The 24,567-nt window shown below is 60.8% G+C and carries 21 protein-coding genes; 11 read left to right on the top strand and 10 right to left on the bottom strand.

Translation table 11 applies throughout. The annotated features are described in order from the left end of the window. Positions 1 to 763: 763 nt before the first annotated feature. The 3 genes from Q7V03_RS08935 to Q7V03_RS08925 are packed head-to-tail and all read right to left on the bottom strand — an operon-like array spanning position 764 to position 3,097. Complete coding sequence (locus Q7V03_RS08935) at positions 764 to 1,885, bottom strand: CaiB/BaiF CoA-transferase family protein (RefSeq protein ID WP_304925255.1); 1,122 nt, start codon at positions 1,883 to 1,885, stop codon at positions 764 to 766. After that, on the bottom strand, positions 1,886 to 2,560 hold the full coding sequence (locus Q7V03_RS08930; protein WP_304925254.1) for a DsbA family protein: 675 nt from the start codon (positions 2,558 to 2,560) through the stop codon (positions 1,886 to 1,888). A gap of 3 nt (positions 2,561 to 2,563) precedes the next feature. Then, positions 2,564 to 3,097 (bottom strand): DUF721 domain-containing protein, encoded by a 534-nt coding sequence (locus Q7V03_RS08925; RefSeq protein ID WP_304925253.1) that lies wholly within the window; start codon positions 3,095 to 3,097, stop codon positions 2,564 to 2,566. Positions 3,098 to 3,238: 141 nt separating this feature from the next. On the opposite strand from Q7V03_RS08925, the gene Q7V03_RS08920 reads away from it, so the two are divergent. After that, positions 3,239 to 4,213: an A/G-specific adenine glycosylase gene (locus Q7V03_RS08920; RefSeq protein ID WP_304925256.1), complete on the top strand. Its 975-nt coding sequence runs from the start codon at positions 3,239 to 3,241 to the stop codon at positions 4,211 to 4,213. Positions 4,214 to 4,257: 44 nt separating this feature from the next. Beyond that, complete coding sequence (locus Q7V03_RS08915) at positions 4,258 to 5,430, top strand: alkane 1-monooxygenase (RefSeq protein WP_304925252.1); 1,173 nt, start codon at positions 4,258 to 4,260, stop codon at positions 5,428 to 5,430. A gap of 67 nt (positions 5,431 to 5,497) precedes the next feature. On the opposite strand, the gene Q7V03_RS08910 is transcribed toward Q7V03_RS08915, so the two are convergent. The 4 genes from Q7V03_RS08910 to Q7V03_RS08895 form a co-directional block, all read right to left on the bottom strand. Continuing rightward, the gene (locus tag Q7V03_RS08910; protein ID WP_304925251.1) at positions 5,498 to 6,553 is read right to left on the bottom strand and encodes a class I SAM-dependent methyltransferase; all 1,056 of its coding nucleotides are present in this window, start codon (positions 6,551 to 6,553) and stop codon (positions 5,498 to 5,500) included. A 171-nt stretch (positions 6,554 to 6,724) separates the two neighbouring features. After that, positions 6,725 to 7,849 (bottom strand): site-specific DNA-methyltransferase, encoded by a 1,125-nt coding sequence (locus Q7V03_RS08905; protein WP_304925250.1) that lies wholly within the window; start codon positions 7,847 to 7,849, stop codon positions 6,725 to 6,727. 86 nt (positions 7,850 to 7,935) lie between these two features. Then, complete coding sequence (locus Q7V03_RS08900; protein WP_304925249.1) at positions 7,936 to 8,574, bottom strand: ribonuclease HII; 639 nt, start codon at positions 8,572 to 8,574, stop codon at positions 7,936 to 7,938. Positions 8,575 to 8,687: 113 nt separating this feature from the next. Continuing rightward, complete coding sequence (locus Q7V03_RS08895) at positions 8,688 to 9,203, bottom strand: hypothetical protein (RefSeq protein ID WP_304925248.1); 516 nt, start codon at positions 9,201 to 9,203, stop codon at positions 8,688 to 8,690. A gap of 190 nt (positions 9,204 to 9,393) precedes the next feature. On the opposite strand from Q7V03_RS08895, the gene Q7V03_RS08890 reads away from it, so the two are divergent. The 3 genes from Q7V03_RS08890 to Q7V03_RS08880 all read left to right on the top strand — a co-directional run bounded on the left by Q7V03_RS08890 (position 9,394) and on the right by Q7V03_RS08880 (position 12,932). Continuing rightward, a complete protein-coding gene (locus tag Q7V03_RS08890; protein ID WP_304925247.1) occupies positions 9,394 to 9,678 on the top strand; it encodes a hypothetical protein in 285 nt (94 codons plus the stop codon). Continuing rightward, positions 9,650 to 10,354 (top strand): hypothetical protein, encoded by a 705-nt coding sequence (locus Q7V03_RS08885; protein WP_304925246.1) that lies wholly within the window; start codon positions 9,650 to 9,652, stop codon positions 10,352 to 10,354. The genes Q7V03_RS08890 and Q7V03_RS08885 overlap by 29 nt, the downstream gene beginning before the upstream one ends. Positions 10,355 to 10,547: 193 nt before the next feature. Next, positions 10,548 to 12,932: a DEAD/DEAH box helicase gene (locus Q7V03_RS08880; protein WP_304925245.1), complete on the top strand. Its 2,385-nt coding sequence runs from the start codon at positions 10,548 to 10,550 to the stop codon at positions 12,930 to 12,932. Between the two features lie 61 nt (positions 12,933 to 12,993). On the opposite strand, the gene Q7V03_RS08875 is transcribed toward Q7V03_RS08880, so the two are convergent. Together Q7V03_RS08875 and Q7V03_RS08870 are read right to left on the bottom strand one after the other, a co-directional pair. Beyond that, positions 12,994 to 13,767, bottom strand: coding sequence for a 3'(2'),5'-bisphosphate nucleotidase CysQ (locus tag Q7V03_RS08875; protein ID WP_304925244.1), 774 nt, complete (start codon positions 13,765 to 13,767; stop codon positions 12,994 to 12,996). Next, complete coding sequence (locus Q7V03_RS08870; RefSeq protein ID WP_304925243.1) at positions 13,754 to 15,094, bottom strand: TldD/PmbA family protein; 1,341 nt, start codon at positions 15,092 to 15,094, stop codon at positions 13,754 to 13,756. Before Q7V03_RS08870 ends, Q7V03_RS08875 begins: the two co-directional genes overlap by 14 nt. 216 nt (positions 15,095 to 15,310) lie before the next feature. On the opposite strand from Q7V03_RS08870, the gene Q7V03_RS08865 reads away from it, so the two are divergent. Further along, positions 15,311 to 16,297: a hypothetical protein gene (locus Q7V03_RS08865; protein WP_304925242.1), complete on the top strand. Its 987-nt coding sequence runs from the start codon at positions 15,311 to 15,313 to the stop codon at positions 16,295 to 16,297. 275 nt (positions 16,298 to 16,572) lie between these two features. Here Q7V03_RS08865 and Q7V03_RS08860 read toward each other — a convergent pair whose 3' ends face one another. Further along, a complete protein-coding gene (locus Q7V03_RS08860; protein ID WP_304925241.1) occupies positions 16,573 to 18,090 on the bottom strand; it encodes a DUF2125 domain-containing protein in 1,518 nt (505 codons plus the stop codon). Between the two features lie 125 nt (positions 18,091 to 18,215). Between Q7V03_RS08860 and Q7V03_RS08855 the strand changes: the two genes are divergently transcribed. From Q7V03_RS08855 to rnr, 5 genes are all read left to right on the top strand, one after another. Beyond that, positions 18,216 to 18,962 (top strand): SDR family oxidoreductase, encoded by a 747-nt coding sequence (locus Q7V03_RS08855; RefSeq protein WP_304925240.1) that lies wholly within the window; start codon positions 18,216 to 18,218, stop codon positions 18,960 to 18,962. Next, positions 18,959 to 19,561, top strand: a complete 603-nt coding sequence (locus tag Q7V03_RS08850) for an enoyl-CoA hydratase/isomerase family protein (RefSeq protein ID WP_304925239.1) — start codon at positions 18,959 to 18,961, stop codon at positions 19,559 to 19,561. The genes Q7V03_RS08855 and Q7V03_RS08850 overlap by 4 nt, the downstream gene beginning before the upstream one ends. Before the next feature lie 153 nt (positions 19,562 to 19,714). Beyond that, on the top strand, positions 19,715 to 21,049 hold the full coding sequence (locus tag Q7V03_RS08845; RefSeq protein WP_304925238.1) for a mechanosensitive ion channel family protein: 1,335 nt from the start codon (positions 19,715 to 19,717) through the stop codon (positions 21,047 to 21,049). Next, positions 21,049 to 22,200: a TIGR03862 family flavoprotein gene (locus Q7V03_RS08840; protein WP_304925237.1), complete on the top strand. Its 1,152-nt coding sequence runs from the start codon at positions 21,049 to 21,051 to the stop codon at positions 22,198 to 22,200. The genes Q7V03_RS08845 and Q7V03_RS08840 overlap by 1 nt, the downstream gene beginning before the upstream one ends. A 43-nt stretch (positions 22,201 to 22,243) precedes the next feature. Next, positions 22,244 to 24,490: a ribonuclease R gene (gene rnr / locus Q7V03_RS08835; protein WP_304925236.1), complete on the top strand. Its 2,247-nt coding sequence runs from the start codon at positions 22,244 to 22,246 to the stop codon at positions 24,488 to 24,490. Positions 24,491 to 24,567 lie beyond the last annotated feature (77 nt).

Below are 24,567 nucleotides of genomic sequence, written 5' to 3'. Positions count from 1 at the left end.
ATCTTCAAGATCGACATAGCTGAACAGCGAGCCGCTCTTCTCATCCATACCGCGCATTCCAACCCCCCGACATTGCCTTGCCCAGAGTGAATCACGTTCCTCAAACCGCGTCGAGGGACGACTATTTCAGCGGCCTGCTAGATCCCAGAAACCACCTCCATAGATTTCATGGTGGGACTGACATTGTTGCAAGCTGCCAATCTGCACAAGGTATGAAGCTGCAGCGGCAAGATTGCCCTCATGTTCAATCATAGCTTCTTTCGCACGCCCCATATTTATCTCCCTTAACGTAGGCTGAGTTGGTAACAATTTTCCTCCCGTGGATGTGGGAAGGCATAAGCTGTTTATCAAGCTTGGTGGTGCGCATCGGCGAAATATTTGAAACGTTTAACATATACGCTCCGATCCTGTGCCATGGACCTCTACATTGTGGAAACTTGACCTGCTTCCCCTAAAAATAGATGGCTACAGTCTCACCGAAATTGCAGGCGATGATACAGGCACAAGCGCCTTCATAAACACATTTCCCTTTCCTACCAATCAAGCAAAGCCCCAGCCAGGAATCAAGGCGCTTTGGCGCCGCCGGGCAGCGCCTGACCGCCCCCTCGGGCGGGCGCTTTTGCGGTGTCTTGCTTAGAATATCTGTGGGGTTTGTTGAGGTATAAAGCGCCTAGAAATTCTGTGGCTTGCCCACCCGGCGGTCAGGCGTTGCCCTTTGGGGTGAGCGGGGCGAAGCAAAAAGTGATGCGTGAAATCACGCACCCTACACTTCGTTTTGGTGTTCGCCGAGTTTGGGGGCGGGGCGGTCTAGCGACAATTCTGCGCCAGAGAAGGTCATCGGGGAGCGGACTCCGGGGAGGCCTTCGGGGGCGATCTGGAGTTGGCGGGCGATGACTTGCGGGTCGGCGAAGACTTCATCTAGCGAGTTGATCGGGCCTGCGGGGACGCCTTCGGACTCACAAGCGGCGAGGAGCGCGACTTTGGTCCAGCGTTTGGTGGCCTCGGTGATCCTTGCGGTCATTTCAACCCGGTTGGCGATGCGGTCGGCGTTGGTGGCGAAATTTGGGGCGGTGGCCATGTCGTCAAGGCCAAGGATCGCGCAGAGGCGGCGGTATTGCGCGTCGTTTCCGGTGGCGAGGATGATCCAGCCATCGGCGCAATCGAACACGGCATAGGGGGCGAGGTTGGGGTGGGCGTTGCCCATCATGCCGGGTGGGGTGCCGGAGACGAGGTAGTTCATCGACTGGTTGGCCATGATCGAGGTGGCGACATCCAAGAGCGACATGTCGATGTGTTGGCCCACGCCGGTGCGGTCGCGTTGCAGCAGGGCGGCGAGGATGGCGGTGGCGGAGTAAACGCCTGTGAAGACATCCGTCACCGCGACGCCCACTTTTTGCGGCTGACCGCCGGGTTCGCCTGTGACCGACATCAGGCCGGCCATACCTTGGATGATGAAATCGTAGCCGGCGCGGTGGGCGTAGGGGCCGGTTTGGCCAAAGCCTGTGACCGAGCAATAGACCAGCTTGGGGTTTATTTTGCTGAGAGAGGCATAGTCGAGGCCGTATTTGGCAAGGCCACCGACTTTGAAATTCTCAATCAACACATCGGCGTCGGCGATCAGACGGCGGACGGTTTCCTGACCTTCCGGCGTGCGGAAATCGCAGGTGATCGAGCGTTTGCCGCGATTGGTGGCGTAGAAATAGGCGGCACTTTTGTCGCCATCGCGTTCGATAAAGGGTGGTCCCCAGCGGCGGGTGTCATCGCCCTCGGGGGCTTCGACCTTGATCACGTCGGCCCCCAGATCGGCCAAGGTCTGACCAGCCCAAGGGCCAGCCAGAATCCGAGCCAGTTCAATGACTTTGACGCCCGCCAGTGGAGTGTTCATTTACTTCGCCAGTTCTGCGTCGAGCACGGTTTTCAGATCGGCATAGGCCATGTTGGCGTGCTTGGTGCCGTTGATGATGAAGGTCGGGGTGCCTTCGATCTGGTCGGCGGCCATGTTGGTTTCAAAATGCTTGACCAAAGCTTCGGCCATCGGGGCATCTTTCATGCAGGCGTCGAGGGTTTTGTCGTCCATCCCGGCGGTGCGCCCGATCTTCTTCAGGTTTTCGACGACTGCGTTCGGATCATCGGAATTGGCCCAGTCTTGCTGGGTGTCGAGGATGATATCGGTGATGCCCATATAGCGCATTTCACCGCCGCAACGGGCCATCATCGCAGCCCACAGACCGTAGCGGTCGAAATAGACCTCGTGATATTCGAGGCGAACTTTGCCGGTGTCGATGTAGTCGGCTTTCAGTTGGGGATAAACCTCAGTATGGAAGGCGGCGCAATGTGGGCAGGTGAAGGACAGATACTCGACGATCTTCACCTTGGCGTCGATCTGGCCGATGCCGTAATCGGGGATAGTGGCGGGGTCGATCACCACCGGGGTGGCCGGGGTGGCGGGCACCTCGGTGGTGGTGGTGGCGGGCGCGGTGGTTTGCGCATGGGTGAGTGACGACAGGCCAAGGCCCGCGATCAGGGCCAGAGCGGCGGTGGTTGCGAGGGTTTTGGCCATGGGTCAGCTTTCCTTGAGTTTGCGGCGATTTAATATGTTTTGCCCAAGCCGTTCAAGAGCTTGGCGCAGGTCGTCGTTCTGGATCGGGGCGGCGGTGCGGGCGGCCTCGGCTTGTATGGCAGGATCCGGCGCGGGCGGCGCTTTCGGTTTATGGCTGAACTCGGCCTGACCTTCGGCGAACCCCGTAGCGGCGGTCTGGGTGATCAGGATGCGCGAGATCGCGGCATAGCCATAGACGGCGTTGACACGTTCGCGCAGCTTTTCCTTCTGCATTTCAACGATGGGGGCGTTTGGCCCGGTGGTGAGCAGCGTCAGTGACGCCCCCATGCCCTCACGACCATAGCCGACTTTGACCGGCCTTGTGATCCGGGCCATATCCTCGCCCGCGATCTCGGGCCAATGGGTGAGCAGGCGGGCGATGGCAAAGCCACGCGATTCACCGATCTTGCGGATTTGATCCTTCAACAGCCCCGATGTGGCTTCAAAGCCGCGAATGCGGCGATGGGCAGAGGGAAGTGGGCTGGGCGTGCGGGCCATCTGGTCCTATCCGTGGTTCGGGCTATTCTAGCGGTAGGACTGCGGGTTCGCCAAGGGTCGGCGGAAGCGAGGGGATAAAGATTGCGTGACGCGGAAGTAAGCCAGCGCTTGCTGGGCTGGTATGACCGATCGGCGCGGGTGATGCCGTGGCGGGTGTCGCCTGCTGCGCGCGCGGCGGGCCTGCGCGCCGATCCCTACCGGGTCTGGATGTCGGAAGTGATGTTGCAGCAGACCACGGTGGCGGCGGTTGGCGCATATTTTCAACGGTTTATCGCGCGCTGGCCGAGGGTTGCGGATTTGGCGGCGGCGCAGGACGGCGAGGTGATGGCGGAATGGGCGGGACTTGGCTATTACGCCCGCGCCCGCAATCTGCTCGCCTGCGCGCGGGCGGTGGTGCGGGATCATGGCGGGGTGTTTCCGGCCTCGGCGGCTGGGATGCGGGCTTTGCCGGGGGTGGGGCCGTATACGGCGGCGGCGGTGGCGGCGATTTGTTATGATGAGCCTGCGGTGGTGGTCGATGGCAATGTCGAGCGGGTGATGGCGCGGCTGTTTGCGGTGCAGGATCCCTTGCCTGGGGCCAAGCCGGAATTGGTGCGTTTGGCGGGGCTGCTAACGCCCAATCTGCGCCCCGGCGATTACGCGCAAGCGGTGATGGATCTGGGGGCGACGATCTGCACCCCGCGCAACCCGGCGTGCGGGATTTGCCCCTTGTTGGGGCTGTGTGAGGCACAACGTCTTGAACTTGCGGCAGAATTTCCGCGTAAGCTGGCAAAGGCTGAGAAGCCCGTGCGGCAGGGCGTGGCTTGGGTGGCCGCGCGTGGCGGGCTGGTTTTGGTCGAGCGGCGGGCCGAGCGCGGGCTGTTGGGCGGGATGCTGGGGTTTCCGTCAGATGGCTGGGATGGCACAACTTTAGGCGCGCCATTTGCGGCAGATTGGAAAAATTTGGGGGAAGTTAAGCATACCTTCACACATTTCCACCTAATCTTGCAGGTGAATGCCGCTGATTCCGCAGCCAATCCGCAGAGAGGCGAATATATGCAGCTAAACCCCGATGATCTGCCAACCTTGATGCGCAAGGCCTATGACCTTGCGTTCCAAGGCAAAACGCCGCGTTGAGTGGTGTGGATTTTGCGTTAGACTGGCCGCAAAAGAGGGCCATGATGACAGTTATTCCAAGCGCCGATGTGCAACGCCTGCAAAATGCTCTGCCGTTCTGGCTGTCTTTGGGGATGATCCCGGTGGCGGTGCTGGCGGCACTCTGGGGCGGCTGGTTCGTGCTGGCGCTGCCATTTTATGCGTGGGGGATGTTCTCGCTGCTGGATGCGGTGACCGGGCGGAATGAGGATAACGCCGATCTGAATACGCCGGAAGCGGGATTGAAATACTACCGTCTGGTCACACTGATCTGGTTTCCGGCGCAGTTTACCTTGCTGTGTTGGATGCTGTGGTATGTGCCGCAGGCGGTGGGTTTGGGCGCGGCCGAAAAGATCGGGCTGTTTTTTGGCATGGGCGTGGTCTCGGGCACCATCGGGATCAATTACGCGCATGAACTGATGCATCAAAAACCGACGTGGGAGCGGGCTTTGGGCGATCTGCTGCTGGCAAGCGTGCTCTATAGCCATTTCCGATCCGAACATCTGCGTGTACATCACTTATATGTCGGCACGCCGCGTGATCCGGTGACAGCGCGCTATAATGAAGGCTTCCATCGGTTTTTCCCACGGGTTTTGTTGCAATGCCACCAATCGGCTTGGAAAGCCGAATCTGCGATGCTGGCGCGCAAAGGGCTGAAATCTTTAGACAAATCCAGCCCGTATTGGCGTTATTGGGGCTTGCAGGGTGCGATGCTGCTGCTGGCTTTGGCCTTGGGCGGCTGGATCGGTCTGGCGCTGTTTTTGTGGCAGGCTTGGGTCGCGGTCTGGCAGTTGGAACTGGTGAATTACATCGAGCATTACGGTCTGACCCGGCGCTATCTGGGCGAGGGGCGCTATGAACATGTGCTGCCGCGCCACAGTTGGAACGCCTCGCATCGGGCGTCAAACTGGCTCTTGATCAATTTGCAGCGCCATTCCGATCATCATTACAAACCGGATCGGCGGTTTCCTTTGCTGCAAACCTATAGCTCCGATGACGCGCCGCAACTGCCCTATGGCTATCCGGTGATGACGATGGCGGCGATGGTGCCACCCGTGTGGAAACGGCTGATGAACAGGCGGGTGAAGGCATGGCGAGCGCAGTATTACCCCGATATCACCGACTGGTACGGCTATAACAAGGCGCTGAATCCGGATCCGAAGGGCGCGTCGGCCGGCAGAGGTGCGCATCAAGCCTGACGGCTTTCTTCGCAGCAAAGCGTGTTGGTGCAAGCGAGGAAGGCGGAAACGCTTGAGGCGCAGCGGATCAGTCGCCATGGCCCCAGCGGCGCAGCGCAAGGTGCAGCGGGGCCAGAAAACCATCCTCGGCATAGCCATTCTTGGGCCGCGCAGGCAGAGCGCAGCCGACCGTCGTGGCGCGCTGCAGCAGGGCGGGTAGGGGTTTCGGCGGGCGGATGATGTAAAGAAAGCCCTCAATCCGCGTGCATCCCATGGTTTCAAACCGGGTGGTGAAATCGGTATAGGGCGCGATCAACAGAGTGCCGGGGCGGGCTTGGCCGGTCAGGCGGGCCTCCATCTGCTCTAACGCCGCGCCATACATCGGTTTGTAGACATAAAGCACATCGTAATCGCCGTAACGCTCAAAGGTCAGCGCGTCGGCGTGGAAGATCTGGGCCACCGGCCACCCGCCGCGCTGCAGCATCGTTTGGCCTGCGGCAGCATGGGCGGGTTCATACTCCAGACCGTCGGCTTGCGCGAACAACTCAGCCGCTTGCAATACCTTCAAGCCGATGCCGCAGCCGACATCCAGAAATGCCGGGGCGTGTTTGTCCATCGCCAAGCAAATCCGCCGCGCGGCCATGGCGTAGCGCAGGAAATCAGTGCTGGGATAGGGCAGATCGCCGTGGTGGCCGGGGGTGTCGTGATAAAGATTGGGGATGTGCGGGCTGAGATGCGCGTGCATGCGGTCCCAAGTGCGGCTGTGCAGCGCGAGCGTTTGCGCCTCGGGGCCGAAGGGCGGCGGGGGTGGCGGAAACAGCGGCAGGCGGTGGCGGAGCGCGGATTGCAGGCGGGTGATGGCGGTGGGATAGAGGCGGAGATGACGCAAAACGGCATCGAAATACTGTCGCTCGGGGGCGTGCATCGGCAGGGCGCGCAAGGCCGGGCTTTGCAGATGAAAGCTGTGGGCGCGTTGCAGGGCGTGGCGGTGAGGCTCGGCAAGGGTCATCAGGCTGGTGATCTGGGCGCGGATTTTCGGGGCGTATGGCGGAGCGAACGCCGCCGCGATACCCTCGAAAATCGTCCTGAGGGCAGTTTCCTCGGCTTGGCAAATGCGCGTCAGGCTGGGCAGATCGGGCTGCATGATGGGCTCAAATATCTGGCGTCAATGCAGCGATGCTAGCGCAACTTGGGCGGGCGGCCTAACGGAAAAAACCTCAGCATGACGTGCATGCTGAGGCAGTGGTGTCATGGGCGGAACCATGACACAGGCGTTCGAAATCTGGGGGAAGGGGGGGGTGCTAACCCACCCCTGCTAGTGCGGGCGGCCTTGGTCGGCTTCCATTTCGGCGCGGATTTGTTGGCGCAGGATGTCGATTGGGATCATCTTGCCGTCGCGCTTGAAGTGCCAATAGGTCCAGCCGTTGCAGGACGGCGCACCTTCATAGGCGGCACCGACTTGGTGGATCGAGCCTTTCACGTCAAGGCCAATCAAAGTGCCATCGGCGCGGACTTTGGCGGAGAAACGGGAGCCTACCGAGTAGAGTTCTTCACCGGGGCGCAGCATGCCGCGTTCCACGACTTGGCCGAAGGGGACGCGAGGCTCGGAGCGTTTGCTGCCGGTGATTTCCAAAGCTGATGCGTCGAAACGGCGGACGCGTGAGATGCGCTCGGCGGCGACCTTACGGTAGGCGTCTTCGCGCTCAATGCCGATGAAATCGCGCCCCAACATTTTGGCGACAGCGCCGGTGGTGCCGGTGCCAAAGAACGGGTCCAGCACGACATCGCCGGTATTGGTTGTGGCGATCAGCACGCGGTGCAGCAAGGATTCCGGCTTTTGCGTCGGATGCGCTTTGTCGCCGTTCTCATCCTTCAGGCGTTCATGCCCGGTACAGATCGGCAGCACCCAGTCCGAACGCATCTGTACGCCGTCATTGAGCTCTTTCAGCGCTTCGTAGTTGAAGGTGTACTTGCTGTCTTCATCACGCGAGGCCCAGATCAGGGTTTCATGCGCATTGGTCAGACGTTTGCCACGGAAGTTTGGCATCGGGTTGGATTTACGCCAAACCACATCGTTCAGCATCCAATAGCCCTGATCCTGCAAGGCCGAGCCGACGCGGAAGATGTTGTGATAAGAGCCAATCACCCAGATCGCGCCGTTTGGTTTCAGCAGGCGTTTTGCGGCTGCCAACCATTCCCGGGTGAATTTGTCATAGGCGGCGAAGCTGGCGAATTGATCCCAGTGATCATCGACCGCATCGACCTTGCTGTTGTCCGGGCGATGCAGATCGCCTTTCAGCTGCAGGTTATAGGGGGGGTCGGCGAAGATCAGGTCTATCGAGCCCGCCGGAAGCGCGTTCATCCGCTCGATACAGTCGCCATCAAGGATTTGGTTCAGCGGAAGGATATGCTCCACCGCCGGTTTGCTTTTCGTCGCCATGCTTTGCCTCTGCCCTCGGTGTTATTCACCGTTTGTTGATGCAGAGAATGAGTCATTGTGGATAACTCGTCAAATTCTTTATTGAATCAAGGGGTTACAGATTTGTCTTGATACAACATCTTGTGGATAGGTTTGAACGAACGTCTATGCGCAGGCGTAACCCCAAGATTTAGGAGCGCCAACTGATGCATCTTTGTCGGGTATCCGGCGTTCGCCTCCCAGCCATAGCCGGGGTATTGTTGCGCCAAATCCACCATGATGCGATCGCGCGCCACTTTGGCGATGATCGAGGCGGCGGCGATGGAAAGTGATTTGGCATCGCCCTTGATGATCGCTTGCGCGCGACCCTTCAGATTCGCTGGAATCAGGTTGCCGTCGATCAGGACATGGTCGGGCGTTTGCGGCAGACCCGCGACGGCACGCTCCATCGCGAGATGGCTGGCGCGCAGGATGTTGAGTTGGTCGATTTCCTCGACCGAGGCATGGGCGATGCAGCACAGCGCCGATGTCAGGATGGCATCATAAAGCGCTTCGCGGCGGGCGGCGGTGAGGGTTTTGGAATCGGCCAGACCTGGGGGGATGTTATTGGGGTCAAGGATGACAGCAGCGGCGGTGACCGGGCCTGCGAGCGGGCCTCGGCCCACTTCATCCACGCCCGCGATCTGGCGGTGGCCAAGGGCATAGGCTGCGGTTTCATAGTCGAAATGGGCGGAGAATTTTTTCATGCCTTGCGCGTAGCGTGAAAATGCGGGCAAAAAAAGGGGGGCGAAGCTGCTCAAGCCTTCGCCCCCAAGGGTCGGACCGCTAAGGGATCGGGATGCGGCCCGGATTCTGTGCGTTACCTGCCCAAGCGGAAACCCGCGTCGCGCAAGCATTGCGCGGAATAGACCCGGTCAGCTTCGCCATAGATCCGCACATCGCGGGCACAGTTCGGCAGGCGGTAATCAAAACCTTCGCGGCGCAGGCATTTCTGCGAATACATTGTCACCGCATCGCCGGAATTGCTGTCGATGCTGATCGCGCAGACCGAGGGCACGCGCGGCAGATAACTCGGTTCGGGATAGGGCTGCGGTTGCGGATGGTGCGGTTTGGGTTTGTTGCGGTCCTTGTTGTCGTCGATGGTCTTGGCGATCAGGCCGATCACCAAAGCGCCTGCGATGATCTTGGCAAAATTGTCGCCGCGCTTGTCGGCATGCGACGGCATCGCGGTGGCGGCCAAAAGTGAGATCGCTATCAGCAACACAATCAGAATATTCGCTTGGCGCTTCAGGGTGAACATCGGCGTCTGTCGGGTGTCGCGCCGGGCGTGGATGGTTTCGGCGAGGGTCTCGGATGCGTATGACCTGTTGGACATGATGACCTGCTTCTTATGGGATGTGTTGGGCGGGCCTCTGTGAAGCCGATACCTGAGACTGGTCGTTCAACGCCTGGCCAAGCAATATCCGTCGGTTGATAGGCGATAGCAGCGCCGTAAACCCGCTTCGATATTGAATAGCTGCGCGGTTTTGCCCAAGGTGCTGGTAACGATTTAGGGAGTGCAGATCATGCGCCTGTTACTTGCGGCAATTTTGGCTTTTGGCGTGGCGCTGCCGGCGAGCGCTGAATGTTATGCCGATTACAAGGCCAAGCAGGACAGCCCGTTGCGGCTGCATTATGGTGTGGCACAGATTTCCGATGGCGCTTGCGGCAGCAAGGCGGCTGCGCAAGGCGAACTTAAGCCCAGGCTGGCGGCGGATGGCTGGACTTTGCTGAACGTATTGTCCACCTTTGGCCCCGAAGGTTTGGGTGAAAGGAAAGCCAGTGCAGGAGAGTACTTCCTCCGCTACTGATGTGCTGAAGGCGGGCAACCGGGTGGTTGCGGGCGGGATAGCAGCTATTGTGCTGATCTTGCTGGGCGCCGCAGTTTTTTTGTTCATCAACCTGCCGGATGCCAATGCGTTCAACGTGCGGGTGGAGCGGTTGTTTGTTGAGAACAACAACCTCAACACCGGGGCTGAGATTAAATTGCTGGAGATTTTGGCGCAGTCTGGGACGTCGTTTTCGGAAGTGTTGACCGGGTATCGAAGCGTGATCTTCGTGCTGTTGGTGTTTGCCACCGCCTTGATGGTGGCAGCGCTGGTATTTCTGGTGACGATCATCGGGTTGAACCGGCGGATTTCAGCGATTCAGCGGAGTGGGATTCAAGTCAGCACTTTGGTGATCAGCCGCGAGGCGCGGGCAGTTTATATCAACGATATGGAATTTGCGTTGACTGAGGCGGCGATAGAAACATTGAGCGTCTTGGCCGAGGCGCGGATGGATGATGATGTACTGACGGGCGCGCAGATTGAAGGCGTGATCTCGGGTCGCAATGCCGCCGATTGTGACGAAGCGGCGGGGGCGACACGGGTGAAGCGGCTGCGCGATGCTTTGGGCAATCAGATGGTCAGCGAGTTGTTGGTCAAAACGATTGCGCGCCGGGGCTATATGCTGGCGGTGGGCAAAGATACCATCAAGATGATCTGAGCGGGCGCTGGAGAAGGTGCGTGAAACACGCACCCTACCTATATACAACTCGTGTCGTTTGCGTTATGCGACCTGCTTCGGCCCGAGGATTCCGGGGCAAGTGGCAGGGAGGCTGGCTTGCGATGGGGAATGAGGTGCCGTGTTTATGGGACTTCACGGGCATGGCCAAGGCCATCCCCCATCAGGAAAAGATATGATTGATCAAGTGATTGCCGCGCCTTTGGCTGCGGCTTTGACGGCTAAGGGCTATGAAAACCTGACCGCCGTGCAGACGGCGATGCTGCAACCAGATGCGCAGGGCCGTGATGTGCTGGTGTCGGCGCAAACTGGTTCGGGCAAGACCGTGGCTTTCGGGATCGCGATTGCCGACCAGATTTTGGGCGGCATGGATAAGCTTTTGTATGCCGATAATCCGCTGGCCTTGGTGATCGCACCGACCCGCGAATTGGCGCTGCAAGTGGCGCGCGAGCTGGAATGGCTTTACGCAAGCGCGGGTGCGGTAATTGCCACCTGCGTCGGCGGCATGGATTACCGCACCGAAAAGCGCGTGCTGGACCGTGGCGCGCATATCGTGGTCGGCACGCCGGGCCGGTTGCGCGACCATATCGACCGCAAATCGCTGAACCTGTCGGGCCTGCGCGCTGCGGTGCTGGACGAAGCCGATGAGATGCTCGATTTGGGCTTCCGCGAAGATCTGGAGTATATCCTTGCAGCAGCCCCGGAAGACCGCCGCACGCTGATGTTCTCGGCCACCGTGCCGAAAGAGATCGCAAAGCTGGCAGAAGATTTCCAGAACAATGCGTTGCGGATCGCGGCACAGGGTGAGGCCAAGCAGCACGTCGATATCGAATACCGCGCGCTGTCGGTGGCGGTGCGGGATCGTGAGCATGCGATTTTCAACATGCTGCGGTTTTATGAAGCCAAGGCTGCGATCGTGTTCTGTAAAACTCGGGTGAACGTCAATCACCTGATGGCGCGGATGGGCAATCGTGGCTTCAAAGTGGTGGCTTTGTCGGGCGAACTTAGCCAGCAAGAGCGCACCAATGCGCTGACCGCGTTGCGCAATGGCCGGGCGAACGTCTGTATTGCGACCGATGTGGCCGCGCGCGGGATTGACTTGCCGGGGCTGGAGTTGGTCATTCACGCCGATTTGCCGTCGAATTCGGAAACCTTGCTGCACCGTTCGGGTCGGACGGGGCGCGCTGGATCGAAAGGCGTCTCAGCCTTGATCGTGGCGCCGTCAGAGTTCAAGAAAGCCCAGCGTTTGTTGCAGGGCGCGAAGGTTGTGGCGGAATGGGGTTCGGCCCCGTCGGCGGACGACGTGCAGCAAAAAGACGATATGCGCATCTTTGAAAACCCGGTGTTTGGTCAGAATCTGACCGATGAGATGGGCATGGCGATGCAATTGATTGAACGCTTTGGTGCAGAACAGATCGCGGCGGCCTACGTTCAATCGTGGCGGTCGGGGCGCTCGGCGCCGGAAGTTCTGTCGGATCAGACAGGCCCGGTGCGCGAAGCACGCGAAGCAGCCCCGCCGCGCGAACGCAGCGAATTTGGTGCCTCGGTCTGGTATACTTTGTCGGTTGGCCGCGCGGGCCGTGCCGAAGCGCGTTGGCTGTTGCCGAAAATCTGTGACGCAGGGTCGATCACCAAAGACGGTATTGGTGCGATCCGCGTGCAGGAAGACATCACTTACGTGCAAATCGCTGAAGCTTTGGCGAGCCGGTTTGGTCTGGCGCTAGAGCTGGAAAACGGCGTGGTGATGGAACGGATGGAAGGCGAGCCTTCGATGGATCGCCCGGAACGCAGCGCGCGCGCCCCTGCGCGGGATCGGGCAGAGCGTCCGGCGCGGGCCGAGCGTTCGGAAAAGCCAGCTTACGACAAGCCAGCCTACGAGAAGCGCGAAAAAGCCCCCTATGTGCCGAAGCCTTCGCGTCTGGTCGAGGAAGCGGCGGCGGATGGTTATGATCCGATCAAGGGATCTGAGGCCGCACCTGCCGAAGCGCCGCGTCCGCGCGCGCCAAAACCTTATGCCAAGCGCGAAGATGGCGATGCAAAGCCCTATGCGGCGCGCGAAGCCAAGCCTTACGCGCCGCGTGGTGATAAACCCGCTTATGCGCCGCGCGCCGATGGTGAGCGCAAGCCGTATGCGCCGCGTGCCGAGGGTGCGAAGCCCTATGCCAAGCGCGAAGATGGCGACCGCAAACCCTACGCGCCGCGTGGCGACAAGCCTGCCTATGCACCGCGTGCGGATGGCGAGCGTAAACCTTACGCGCCGCGTGCCGAGGGTGCCAAGCCTTATGCCAAGCGTGACGATGGCGATCGCAAGCCTTATGCGCCGCGTGCTGAAGGTGCGAAACCTTACGCACCGCGTGGCGACAAGCCTGCTTACGCGCCTAAATCGACTGGGTTTAAATCGCATGGCGGCGCCGACGGCAAGCCGGGCAAAGCTTTTGGGTCCAAATCGCATGGGTCTGAGGGTAAGTCGTTTGGCAAGCCTGCTTTCGCCAAGCCAGCCGGGCCGAAACTGGATGCCAAGGATACGTCCAAGCGGTTTGTGCCACCGAAGAAAAAGTAATATGAACTTTGGTTCATATATTTGCGAATGAAAATGCATATAGGGCTGCCTTCGGGCGGCCCTATTGTTTCAGCAGTGGCATCAGATCGCTGTGCAGGGCGGGCGCGCAGGCGAAAGTGCCCGCTGATTGCGCGCTTGGGTCGTTGAAGCGCAGCGGTTTTGCGTGTTTGTCGGTGACCATCGCGCCCGCGCGGGCAGCGATCAAACTGCCTGCGGCGATGTCCCATTCCCAAGCATCCATGAGGGTGATCATGCCGTCAAAGCTGCCATCCGCCACCAGACACAAGCGATAGGCCAGCGAGGCGCGGAAGCTGCGTTGGAAGTCGGGCGGGGCATCGCGCCAATGCTCGGGGTCTAGAGAGTGCTTTGAAGTCAGGATGTTAGGGGTGTCTGCCAATGATTTTTGGCTGCACCGGATCGGTTCGCCATCGCGCAGCGCGGGGCCCTCCTTGGTCGCGGTGTAGAGCTTGTCCAGCACGGGCAGATAGACCACTGCGGCAGTGATTTCGCCGTTATGGGCGACGGCAAGCGAGTGGGAAAAGTGCTTCTCTCCCGCAATAAAGGCGCGAGTGCCGTCGATGGGGTCGATTATGAACTGATATTCGGTCTCAAGCCGGGCGGTATCGTCGGGGGTTTCTTCGGACAGCCAGCCATAGTGCGGACGGGCACGGCGCAGGATGCCCATGATCAGGTCGTTGCAGGCCAGATCAGCCTCGGTCACGGGGCTGGCATCGGCTTTGTCCCAGGCTTTCGGGGCGTTCTTCCAGTAGCGCAGCGCGACTTCGCCTGCGGCACGGGCAGCTTCGGTGAGAAGGGCTAAATCATGCGCCGGCAAGGATCATGCCTTCGACAAGCAGGCTGGGGACGCGTGTGGATAGATGCGCGCGGGCGTCGTTGGCGGGTATGATGCGTTTGAGCATGTCGCGCAAATTGCCCGCGATGGTACATTCGTTGACGGGGTACAGCACTTCGCCGTTTTCCACCCAGAAACCGGATGCGCCGCGGGAATAATCACCCGTCGTGGGGTTGATGGTGGAGCCGATCATTGAGGTGATCAAAAGGCCGGTGCCCATGTCGCGGATCAGGTCGGCGCGGGAGGCTGCGCCTTGGGTGAGATCTAGGTTGGAGCTGGAGGGTGTGGGCGGGGCAGAGGTGCCGCGCGCGGCGTTTCCGGTGCTTTCAAGGCCGAGTTGTCGGGCGGTGGCAAGGTCTAAGGTCCAGCCCAGCAGTACGCCGTTTTCCACCACCATGCGGCGGTTTGACGGCAGGCCCTCACCGTCAAACGGGCGCGATCCACCGATGCGGGGGCGCAAAGGGTCTTCGATCAGAGACAGGTGGGCGGGCAGGACTTGAGTGCCTAAGCCGTTCAAAAGCCAAGATGATCCGCGTGCGATGGCAGCGCCGTTGATGGCTGAGGTCAGGTGGCCGATCAGCGAGGAGGCGACGCGCTCGTCGAAAATCACCGGATAAGTGCCGGTTTTGGGTTTGGTGGCCCCGGCGCGGGCGAGGGCGCGCTCTGACGCTAAGGTTCCGATACCAGTGGCCGACGGCATGTCGGCGGCGAAGATGCGGCCTTCGCCTGCGTAATCACGCTCCATCGCGGTGCCAGATCCGGTGAAGGCCACGGCAGAGACCGAATGCGACGATCGTTCATAGCCGCCTGCGAAACCGTTGGAGGCGGCGAGATGAACTTGGCGGCGGCCGTATCCTGCCGAGGCTTCGACTTGGGTGATGCCGGGGGTCGCCATGGAGGCGGCTTCGGCTTCGCGGGCGAGGGATTCCAGATGCGCGGCGGAGGGTTCTGCCGCGTCTTCCACCAGTTGCAGGGCGGCGAGATCCCAATGTTTGGCGACCTGATCCGGCGCGGCGAGGCCTGCGTAGGGATCATTAGGGGCTTCGCGCGCCATCGCGACGGCGCGTTCTGCAAGGCGGGCAAGGGTGGCAGGGGAGGTGTCAGAGGCGGAAACGCAGGCTTGGCGGCCGCCGATCAGAACGCGCAGGCCGATCTCGGTGGCTTCAGACCGCTCGGCTTGCTCTAACGCACCTGCACGGATGTCGATGGATTGCGAGGTGCCAGAGAGCGCCATCGCGTCGGCGGCTTCTGCTCCGGCTTTTTTGGCGGCGTGGAGGAGGGCTTCGGTCAGCGAGGCAAGACGGGACATACGGCATCCTTAAGGGATTTGACTTCGTTACTGCTCAAAGTCATGCTTTCCGGGCGGAGTTCAAGATGTAAGGGCATATTTACAGCGGGTCAGGTTTAAATTGAGTCGAAAATCGCTGCCTCGCGCTTGCGATCGAAGGCGTTTTTTCGATGAGGCTGTTTTCATGAAAACCCGACACGCTTTGGCCCATAGAGTTTTTACAATAGGGATTTTGCCATGCCGTGGACGGTGGTGGTGGACGTGCAGGGTCAGCGCTGGGGCGTCAATAAAGAGGGCGTTTATCTAATGCTGCGCGCGGCGTTGCGGGCGGAAAAGATCAAGGCGCGCTCGCAGATTACCTCGGTGGAAAACGGCTTTCTGATGCCGACGACCTATCTGTTTGAGACCGATTGGAGCGGGCTGCGGGCGGATGTCGATCAGGAAACCAACACCTTTTATCTGGATGCCGCCGAGCGGTTGTCGCGCGATCCGGGGGGGATGCGGTCGAACCTGCTGGGGATGATGGCGCGCGGGCGCAGTGATTTCAACGCCGTAGAGGCGATGCGGCGCAGGGCAACGCGGCAGTCATCGGAAAGTATTTCCAACAATGTCACGGGCTGGGAGACGGCGCTGGCGGTCGCGCAGTTCACCCGCGATACCTCGGCCACGATATTGGTGGTGGGGGCTGGGCTTTTGTCGGGCGGGGCGGCGTTTGGCGTGCTGGGGGCGGGGTCGGTGCTGCGCGGCACGGCGACCTATCAGGATACTGGCAATGTGGGGGCGGCGGTGATCAATGGATCAGGCACGTTCATCGTTGGCATGGTGGGGATTGCCGGGGGCAATCCGGCGCTGATGCGATCCGAGCAGATCCAGTTGATGTTTGTCGGATCGGGCTTGCAAGGCGGCGTGCAGGGCGCGCAATCGCTGGTCGAGGGCAAGACACCGAAGCAGGCGTTGCAGCAGGCGGCGGTCTCGGCTGGGTTCAACCTTTTGGGCAGTGCAGTGGGCGGGCGGATTGAGAACATGAGTTTCAGCACCCGGCTGGTGGTGGGTGGGGTGATCGATACCACCGGCAATGCGTTGACGGCGGCGACGGTGCCAACCCCCGCGCCGCAAGCGATCGCGCGGCCTGCGGTGGCGGGGAATTTGGATTACGCGGGCATCCCGTTCGATGCGGCGGCGGATGATTTGTATCTGTCGCAGAATTGCCTGCGGCGGTTGTGAATTTAGGGTGGTCCCAACTCGGGACCAAAAAATGTTGTTTTATATCAGTGTCTTGGGGTGGTGAGTTTAAGGACTTGTTAATCTTTGGGTCGTTTTGCGCAGGTTTTGCGGAAACGCCAGATTGGCTGGCGATGGTTTGCGGGACACCCCCCCTTGCTCAATGCCTTGCGGCTTATGAGCAATGAACCGGAAAACTCTGCCCCGCTGAGTTTTATTTCGGTCCAAAGAAAAAGCCGCCCGAGATGGGCGGCTTTAGGCTTTTCGGGGTTACTGGCTTACTGCAGCTTCTGGCCGTTGGCGTAAAAGCCTTTGTCCTTGAACTCCAGCGTAGAGGTCATCTCGTCTTTGTCCGCCGCCGAATTGGCGAACATCGACACCATCATTTTGAAGCCCATTGCCTGATCCTGCGGCAAAAGCCCCATCGCCACCAGTTTATCCAGCAAAGTGTTGCCGCCGGTCAGCTTCAAATCCATCTTGCCCGTTGGCAAAGGCACGCCGGGGAATGTGGTTTTGTCGGTGTTGTCAAACGTGAAGGTACCCGCACCCGTCAGCTCGGCCCCGGCAACCGAAGCTTTCAGCTCGGTGACGTCCAGTGCGTTCAGATCACCGGGAGGCGTGTCGCCCAACGCGGCCATCGCGGCCTCGTCGAACAGATCGGTGGTCATGGTGACCTTGCCTTTGGTGTCAATGATCACGGTGGCCGGATCATGCGGCAGGCTGCCTGCTGGGTCGAACATGCCCCAGACTTCGTCGGAAACGGTGAAGCCGACCAACTTGGTCAGAAACGCGAAATCGGCGGGTTCAGTGGTTTTGCCGACGGGCATCAGCATGTTGAACGCGGCTTCCTGATAGCCGAGTTTCAGCTCGGGGAACGGGATGTCGGCGCTGTTGATCATCAGGTTCAGCGCCTTGCCGCCCGCGCCGAATTGCAGATGGGTGGCATCCATCGCAAACGACATGTCGCCGCCCTCGGAGCCGCCGGTGATCTTGGTCGGTTTGCCGTCTTCATTCACCGCCAGATCGAAGGTCATCGCCCCATGGCTGAAGTTGCCGTCGATCGCAAAGCCGCCCTGCAGCGCCTTGGCCATATCCGCCATCGCAGCCGCGCCAAGGAAGTTGCCGTCGGTGTCGCCCGCGACATCGGCGATGGTGGCGCTGAACGTCGCATCCGATTTCGCGGTGGCATCTTTGCCCGCACCGCTGATCTTGACGCTTGCCGCAGCGAAATCCGAGGTGATCTTCTTGGCCTCGCCATCGCCTTCGACCAGATATTTGCCCGAAAGATCGGTCAATGCGACCTCAAAGCTGCCTTGCGCCGCGGCGGCGCTATCGCCCGGCTCGACCTTGACCGTCAGGCTGGGGCCCTCAAATTCATAGCTGAGCGCGTCAACAGTGCCGCTGGCGGTGACCACCATCTCGGGTTGGGTCAGGGTGATTTTCAGATCGGTCGGCATCGCGCCGTCAATCTCGGTGGCCGCCGGGGCTTTCAGCGCCATCTGGTAGCTGTCCGACGTGGTGACATCGACGCTGCCATCGCCGTTATCGGCAAAATCAATCTGGTCAATCGCGCTGGTGAACGACGTGCCATCTTTTTCGTAGCTGATGGTTACGCCCGCGACGACCAGAGTGTCGCCATCGCGCTCGGCGCTGGTCGCCGTGACGGTCTGGCCCGCCGAGGTGCTCATGTCCTGCCAGTTTTGCCAGACTTCTTCGGGGGTTACATCGGCGAATGCGCCGGTTCCGGCCAGAAGTGCCAATACGGCGGTGCTGCCCGCAAGTTTCCAGTGTTTCATAATGAAGCCTTTTCATTGGAAATATTGCCGACAAGCATCCGTCTAAGTGCTGGCAGGGTCAAGGCTTTCCGTAGGACGCGGTTTTGGCTAAACGGAATTGTCATGTGGGCGTGAAGGAGGCAAGGATGCAGGGTAAGGTTGTGGTGATCACGGGGGCGAGCCGGGGCATAGGAGCCGCCGCGGCGCGGGCGTTTGCGGGCGCGGGGGCAAAGGTCGCGCTGCTGGCGCGATCCGAGGCCGAGATCATGGCTTTGGCCGCCGAAATCGGCCCGCAGGCGATGGCGCGGTGCTGCGATGTGGCGGATGCGGGCGATGTGGCACAGGCCTTGGCTGCGGTCGTGGCGCAGTTCGGGCGGCTGGATGTGCTGATCAACAACGCGGGCGTGATCGAACCGATTGCCCGGCTGGCTGAGGCCGGGGTGGAGGCATTTTCCGCCGCGATTGATATCAATCTGAAGGGCGTGTTCCACGGCATGCGCGCGGCTTTGCCGATTATGAAGGCGCAGGGGACGGGCACGATCATCACGGTGTCGTCGGGGGCTGCGGTGAACGCGCTGGAGGGCTGGGGTGGTTATTGCGCCAGTAAGGCTGGGGCGTTGATGCTGACCCGCGTGGCGCATCTGGAAGAAGCCGCACATGGCATAAGGGTGCTGGGCATGTCTCCGGGGACTGTGGCGACCGAGATGCAGGTGAAGATCAAGGCAAGCGGCGTCAATCCGGTCAGTCAACTCGATTTCGCGGTGCATATTCCGGCAGATTGGCCGGCCAAGTGTTTGGTCTGGATGTGTGGGCCGGACGCTGACGGCTATCTCGGCCGCGATGTGTCGTTGCGCGAAGACGCCGTGCGCCGCGCGGTCGGCTTGATCGCATGATCGGCGTTGCCCGCGAGGGCGGGTTGCTGCTGCTGACCTTGCAGCGCCCGGACAAGGCCAATGCCCTGAGCCGCGCGATGCTCTCGGATCTTTTGGTGGCACTCGATGATCCGCCGCAGGTGTTGATCCTGACCGGGGAGGGCCGGGTGTTCTCGGCTGGCGCTGACCTGGACGAGGCGCGGGCTGGCCTTGCCACTGATCCGATCTGGGATCAGCTTTCCAACCGTATCGCCAGCCTGCCGGGGCTGACGATTGCGGCGTTGAATGGCACTTTGGCTGGGGGTGCTATGGGCATGGCGTTGGCCTGTGATCTACGGCTTGCGGTGCCGGGGGCGAAGTTTTTCTATCCGGTGATGCGCTTGGGCTATCTGCCGCAACCGGCTGACCCCGCACGGCTGGTAGCGCTGATCGGCCCCGCACGCGCCAAGCTGATCCTGATGGCGGGCGCCAAGATTGAGGCAGAGGAGGCGCTGGCTTGGGGGTTGATCGATCGTATCTGCGCACCCGAAGATCTGCTGGCCACCGCCCGCGCCTTGGGCACGGACGTGCTGGCGGCCAAACCCGGCCATGCAGGTGCGATCAAACGGCTGATCGGTTAGGCGGAATTCGCGCGAATTCCGCGCACGATTTCTGCGCAGAACTCGCCTGCGGTGCAGGTCGCGGGCAAGGGGCTGCAGATCCGCGGCACATTCAGGCAGGCTTGTTTTACCCAAGTTTCTTTGACACTGGAGAGGCTGGAAAGGGGGGGCGGTATGGAGAAGCAGTCGGAATTTGCCACCAACCTGATGGGCTGGCTTAATCAGGCCGGCGACATCGCTGCAGGCTGGCTGTTGTCGCCTGCCGCTTGGTCACAGTTTGCGCTGCTGGCTTTGGCGGTGTTGGGTGCGGTCTATGCCTCGCGCCGCATCGCCCCCTTGGCGCGGCGGTTGCTGGACCCCGGTGACAAAGACACGCTGATCGCCGCCACCCTGCGCTTTGCGCTGCGGTTTTTGCCATTGCTGATGCCTGTGCTGGCCTATGGCTTTACGGCAGCGGGCGAGGAAGTCACGCGCTCGATCTTCGGGTCGGGCGATGTGATCGCATTCGGCAAGCGGGTGTTCTTCTTCCTTGCCGCGCGGTTGTTCGTGCAACATGTGCTGCGCGATCCGTTCCTGAAACTGCTGGGCAAATATGTGCTTGTCCCCGTGGCGGCGCTGTATGCCGTGGGCCTGCTGGATGATATCGCGCTGCGGTTGGAAGAAACCATCATTGCGCTGGGCAATATCCGGTTTTCGGTGATGGCGTTGATCCGGGGGGTGATTGCGGGCGGGTTGTTGTTCTGGCTGGGGTCGTGGTCGAACCGGCAATCCGCCGATTACATCAAAAAACAGGAAGAACTGCGCCCGGCAACCCGCGAATTGGCGGTGAAGGCAACCGAGGTGGCTATTTTCGGCGCGGCGTTCCTTTTGCTGATGAGCATCATGGGGATTGATCTGACCGCTGTGGCCTTGTTGGGCGGTGCGTTGGGTGTGGGGATCGGCCTCGGCCTGCAGCAGATCGCGGCAAATTTCGTCTCGGGCATCATCCTGCTGATCGAAGGCCAGACCACGGTGGGCGATTATGTTGAACTCGATGGCGGCGAGAAGGGCACCATTGTCAAGATGACCGCGCGGGCTTGTGTGCTAGAGACGTTTGACGGCAAGTGGATCGTGGTACCGAACGAGCATTTCGTCACCACGCGGGTGGTGAATTACTCGGACGCGGGCAGTGCCAACCGCTATGAGGCTTTGTTCTCGGTGGGCTATGACACCGATATCAACCGTGTGCCGGACGTGATTGAACGCGCGGTGCAGGCGCTGCCGTTTGTGTTGACCCAGCCCGACGGCCCGGATTGCGAATTGCGCGGCTTTGGCGAAAGCAGCGTCGATTTCGCGGTGGAATACTGGGTGAACGGTATAGACGATGGCAAGAACAAATATGGCTCGGTGGTGTTGTTCGCAATCTGGAACGCGCTGAAAGCCGAAGGAATTGCGATGCCTTACCCGCATCGCGTCGTTGAAATCAAGAATGCGGAAATTAAGGGCGCAATGCCCAAAGGAATGATCTGATGGATGCTTTGGTGATTGGGGCTGGCCCTGCGGGCTTGATGGCTGCGGAAGAACTCGCGCGGGCGGGGCATAAGGTGGTGGTGTGTGAGGCCAAACCCAGCCCGGCGCGCAAGTTCCTGATGGCGGGCAAGTCTGGCCTGAACATCACCAAGGACGAGGACCGTTCGTCCTTCATCGCCGAATATCGCAATGAATGGCTGCGCCCGATGCTGGCGGAATTTGGTCCACGTGAGATGATCATCTGGGCGCGCGCCTTGGGGCAAGAGGTGTTTACGGGGTCAACCGGGCGGGTTTTCCCGCGGTCAATGAAAGCCTCGCCTGTGCTGCGGGCATGGTTGAAGCGGCTGGAGGGCGCGGGGGTGGAACTGCGCAGCCGTTGGCGCTGGGCGGGGTTTGACGGCGATGGGCTGGCGTTTGAGACGCCCGAGGGCGCGCAGGTGTTGCGGCCTGCGGTAACGGTTCTGGCCTTGGGTGGGGCATCCTGGGCGCGGCTGGGGTCGGATGCGGCTTGGGTGCCGTGGCTGGCGGCGAAGGGCGTCGAGATTGCGCCTTGGCAGCCTGCGAATATGGGCTTTGCCGTGGCGTGGACGCCGCATATGGCGAAGTTCTTCGGCACAGCGATCAAGGGCGCAGCCTTGCTGGTCGGCGAAGAACGCGAGCGTGGCGAGTTTGTGATTTCCGCCAAAGGCATTGAGGGCGGTGGGGTTTATGCGGTCAGCCGTGCCTTGCGCGAAGGCGCGGCTTTGCGGTTGGACCTGATGGCAGATGTTTCAGGCGACGAGATTGCGGCGCGGTTGTCGCGGATGAAACCGGGGGAATCCCTTGCCAACCGTTTGCGCAAGCTGGGTCTGTCACCTGCGGCTGTCGGCTTGGTGATGGAATTTGGCCGCGGACTGGAGACGGTCGCCGCCGTCAAATCCCTGCCGATGAAGCTGATCGGGCCTCGGCCTTTGGATGAGGCGATTTCGGTGGCAGGCGGCGTTCAGCAATCGGCTGTGACCGAGGGGTTGGAATTGAAAGCCATTCCCGGCATGTTCGTATGTGGCGAGATGCTGGATTGGGAGGCCCCGACCGGGGGCTATCTGCTGACCGGGGTTGCCGCAACCGGGCGCTGGGCGGGTAAAGCTGCCGGAGCGCGGGCTGTCGTATAACGGCGGTCTTTCGGCGCAGGCGATCTCGTGCTAGGGGCAGAGGATGAACAACTTGCCCACAAAAGACCAGATCCGCCAATGGATCACCGAGAACCCCGGCCTGACCGGAAAGCGCGACCTTGCCAAGGCGTTTGGCATCAAAGGCGATGCGCGGATTGATCTGAAGCGGATGCTGCAGGAACTTGAGGCCGAGGGTGGCATCGAGAAGAAAGCCCGCAGCTACCGCGAACCCGGCGCTTTGCCGCCGGTGTCGGTGCTGCTGGTGCTGCCGCCCGACAGCAACGGCGATCTGTTTGCACAGCCGTTAGAGGCGGATGCGGGCGACACCCCGCCGCGTATTCTGATCATGCCGCAAAAGGGCGATGTGGCTTTGGCGGGGGGGATGAAGATCCTTGCGCGGCTGACGCCGGTGGGCGGGCAGGATTACGGCTATCAGGCGCGGTTGATCCGGGCTTTGGGCTCGAACCCGCTGAAACTGCTGGGGGTGTTCCGTTCTAATGCCGAGGGCGGCCGGATTATCCCGATCGACAAGGGCGTCGATAAAGAATGGAAAGTTGCGCGCGATCATACCTTTGATGCCCGCGATGGCGAGTTGGTTGAGGCGGAACAGGTGGGGCCAAAGCGGCTTGGCCTGCCGCAAGCCCGCATCACCGCCCGCTTGGGCGACCCGAATGGCCCGCGTGCGGTCAGCCTGATTGCGATCCATCAGCACGGCATCCCCGATCAATTCCCCGATGTGGTGATTGCCGAGGCCGATGCGGCGCAGCCAGCACCCTTGGGCAAACGCGAAGACCTGCGGCTGTTGCCGTTGCTGACCATCGACCCGATTGACGCCCGCGACCGCGACGATGCGGTTTTTGCCGAAGCGGATGCTGACCCGAAAAACCCCGGCGGCTTCTTCGTCTGGGTCGCGATCGCCGATGTCGCCTATTATGTCCGCCCGAATTCCGCGCTGGACCGGGAAGCCCGCAAGCGCGGCAACTCGACCTATTTCCCCGACCGTGTGGTGCCGATGTTGCCCGACGTGCTGTCGGGTGATTTGTGCAGCTTGCACGAGCATGTCGACCGCGCGTGTCTGGCGGTGCAGATGCGGATCGACGCGCATGGCCAGAAGCTGAGCCACCGTTTCACCCGTGGTCTGATGCGCTCGCAAGGCTCGTTGCATTACGGCCAAGTGCAAGACGCCATCGACGGGCGGCCTGATGCGGTGACCGAACCGCTGCTGCCCGTGCTGACCACGCTTTACGCCGCCTATGATGCGCTGAAAACCGCGCGTGCGTTGCGCGGGCCGCTGGATCTGGAACTGCCCGAGCGGAAGATTGAGTTGTCGGACGAGGGCAAGGTGATTTCGGTCGCCTTCAAGGCCCGCTTCGATGCGCATAAGCTGATCGAGGAATGTATGATCCTCGCCAATGTCTCTGCGGCTGAGGAATTGGTCGGGATGAAACGGCCCCTGCTGTTCCGCGTTCATGAGGAACCCTCGCCAGATAAGCTGGAAAGTTTGCGTGAGGTGGCCGAGGCTTCGGGGTTTACCCTCGCCAAGGGTCAGGTGCTGAAAACCCAGCATCTCAATCGACTGCTGGCGCAGGCGCAGGGCACCGAATTTGACGAGTTGATGAACATATCGACCCTGCGCTCGATGACGCAAGCCTATTATAATGCTGCGAATTTCGGGCATTTTGGGCTGGCTTTGCGCAATTACGCGCATTTCACCTCACCGATCCGGCGGTATTCCGATCTGATCGTGCATCGGGCTTTGATTTCGGGTCACGCTTGGGGCGATGATGGGCTGTCGGCTTGGGATGTGGAAAATCTGGATGAAACCGCCAAGCTGATTTCCGATACCGAGCGGCGCTCGATGGTGGCAGAGCGCGACACCAATGACCGTTACCTCGCGGCTTTCCTGTCGGAACGGGTCGGCAATGAATTCGCGGGCCGGATTTCGGGTGTGCAGCGTTTCGGGCTGTTTGTGAAGTTGGACGAGACAGGCGCGGATGGGCTGGTGCCAATCCGCTCGGTTGGGCGCGAGTATTTCCATTACGACCCCGAGCGGCAAATGCTGATCGGCAGCGATACCGGCATCGAGATCGGCATCGGCCTGCGCGTCACGGTGCGCTTGGCAGAAGCCACGCCGATGACCGGGGGGATTGTGCTCGACCTCTTGAACATCGACGGTGCAACCCTGCCGACGGGGCGGGCAAGACCGGGGCGGTCTCAGCCGCGCAAGCCGGGCAAGTTCGCCGCGAAAGAGACTGCGACAAAACGCAAGATCCTGCGCAAGCGGCGGTAAGCCTTCCCGCCGCTTCAATAAAACGTCAAAACCAGAATGTTTTGTGAACCGACCCGCAGGCCCCTTAAAGCCTATCG

The sequence above is a fragment of the Cypionkella sp. genome (genome assembly GCF_030652235.1).
Taxonomy (GTDB): domain Bacteria; phylum Pseudomonadota; class Alphaproteobacteria; order Rhodobacterales; family Rhodobacteraceae; genus Cypionkella.
The sequence above is the reverse complement of the archived record's forward strand: the minus strand, read 5'-3'. Positions and strand labels throughout refer to the sequence as shown.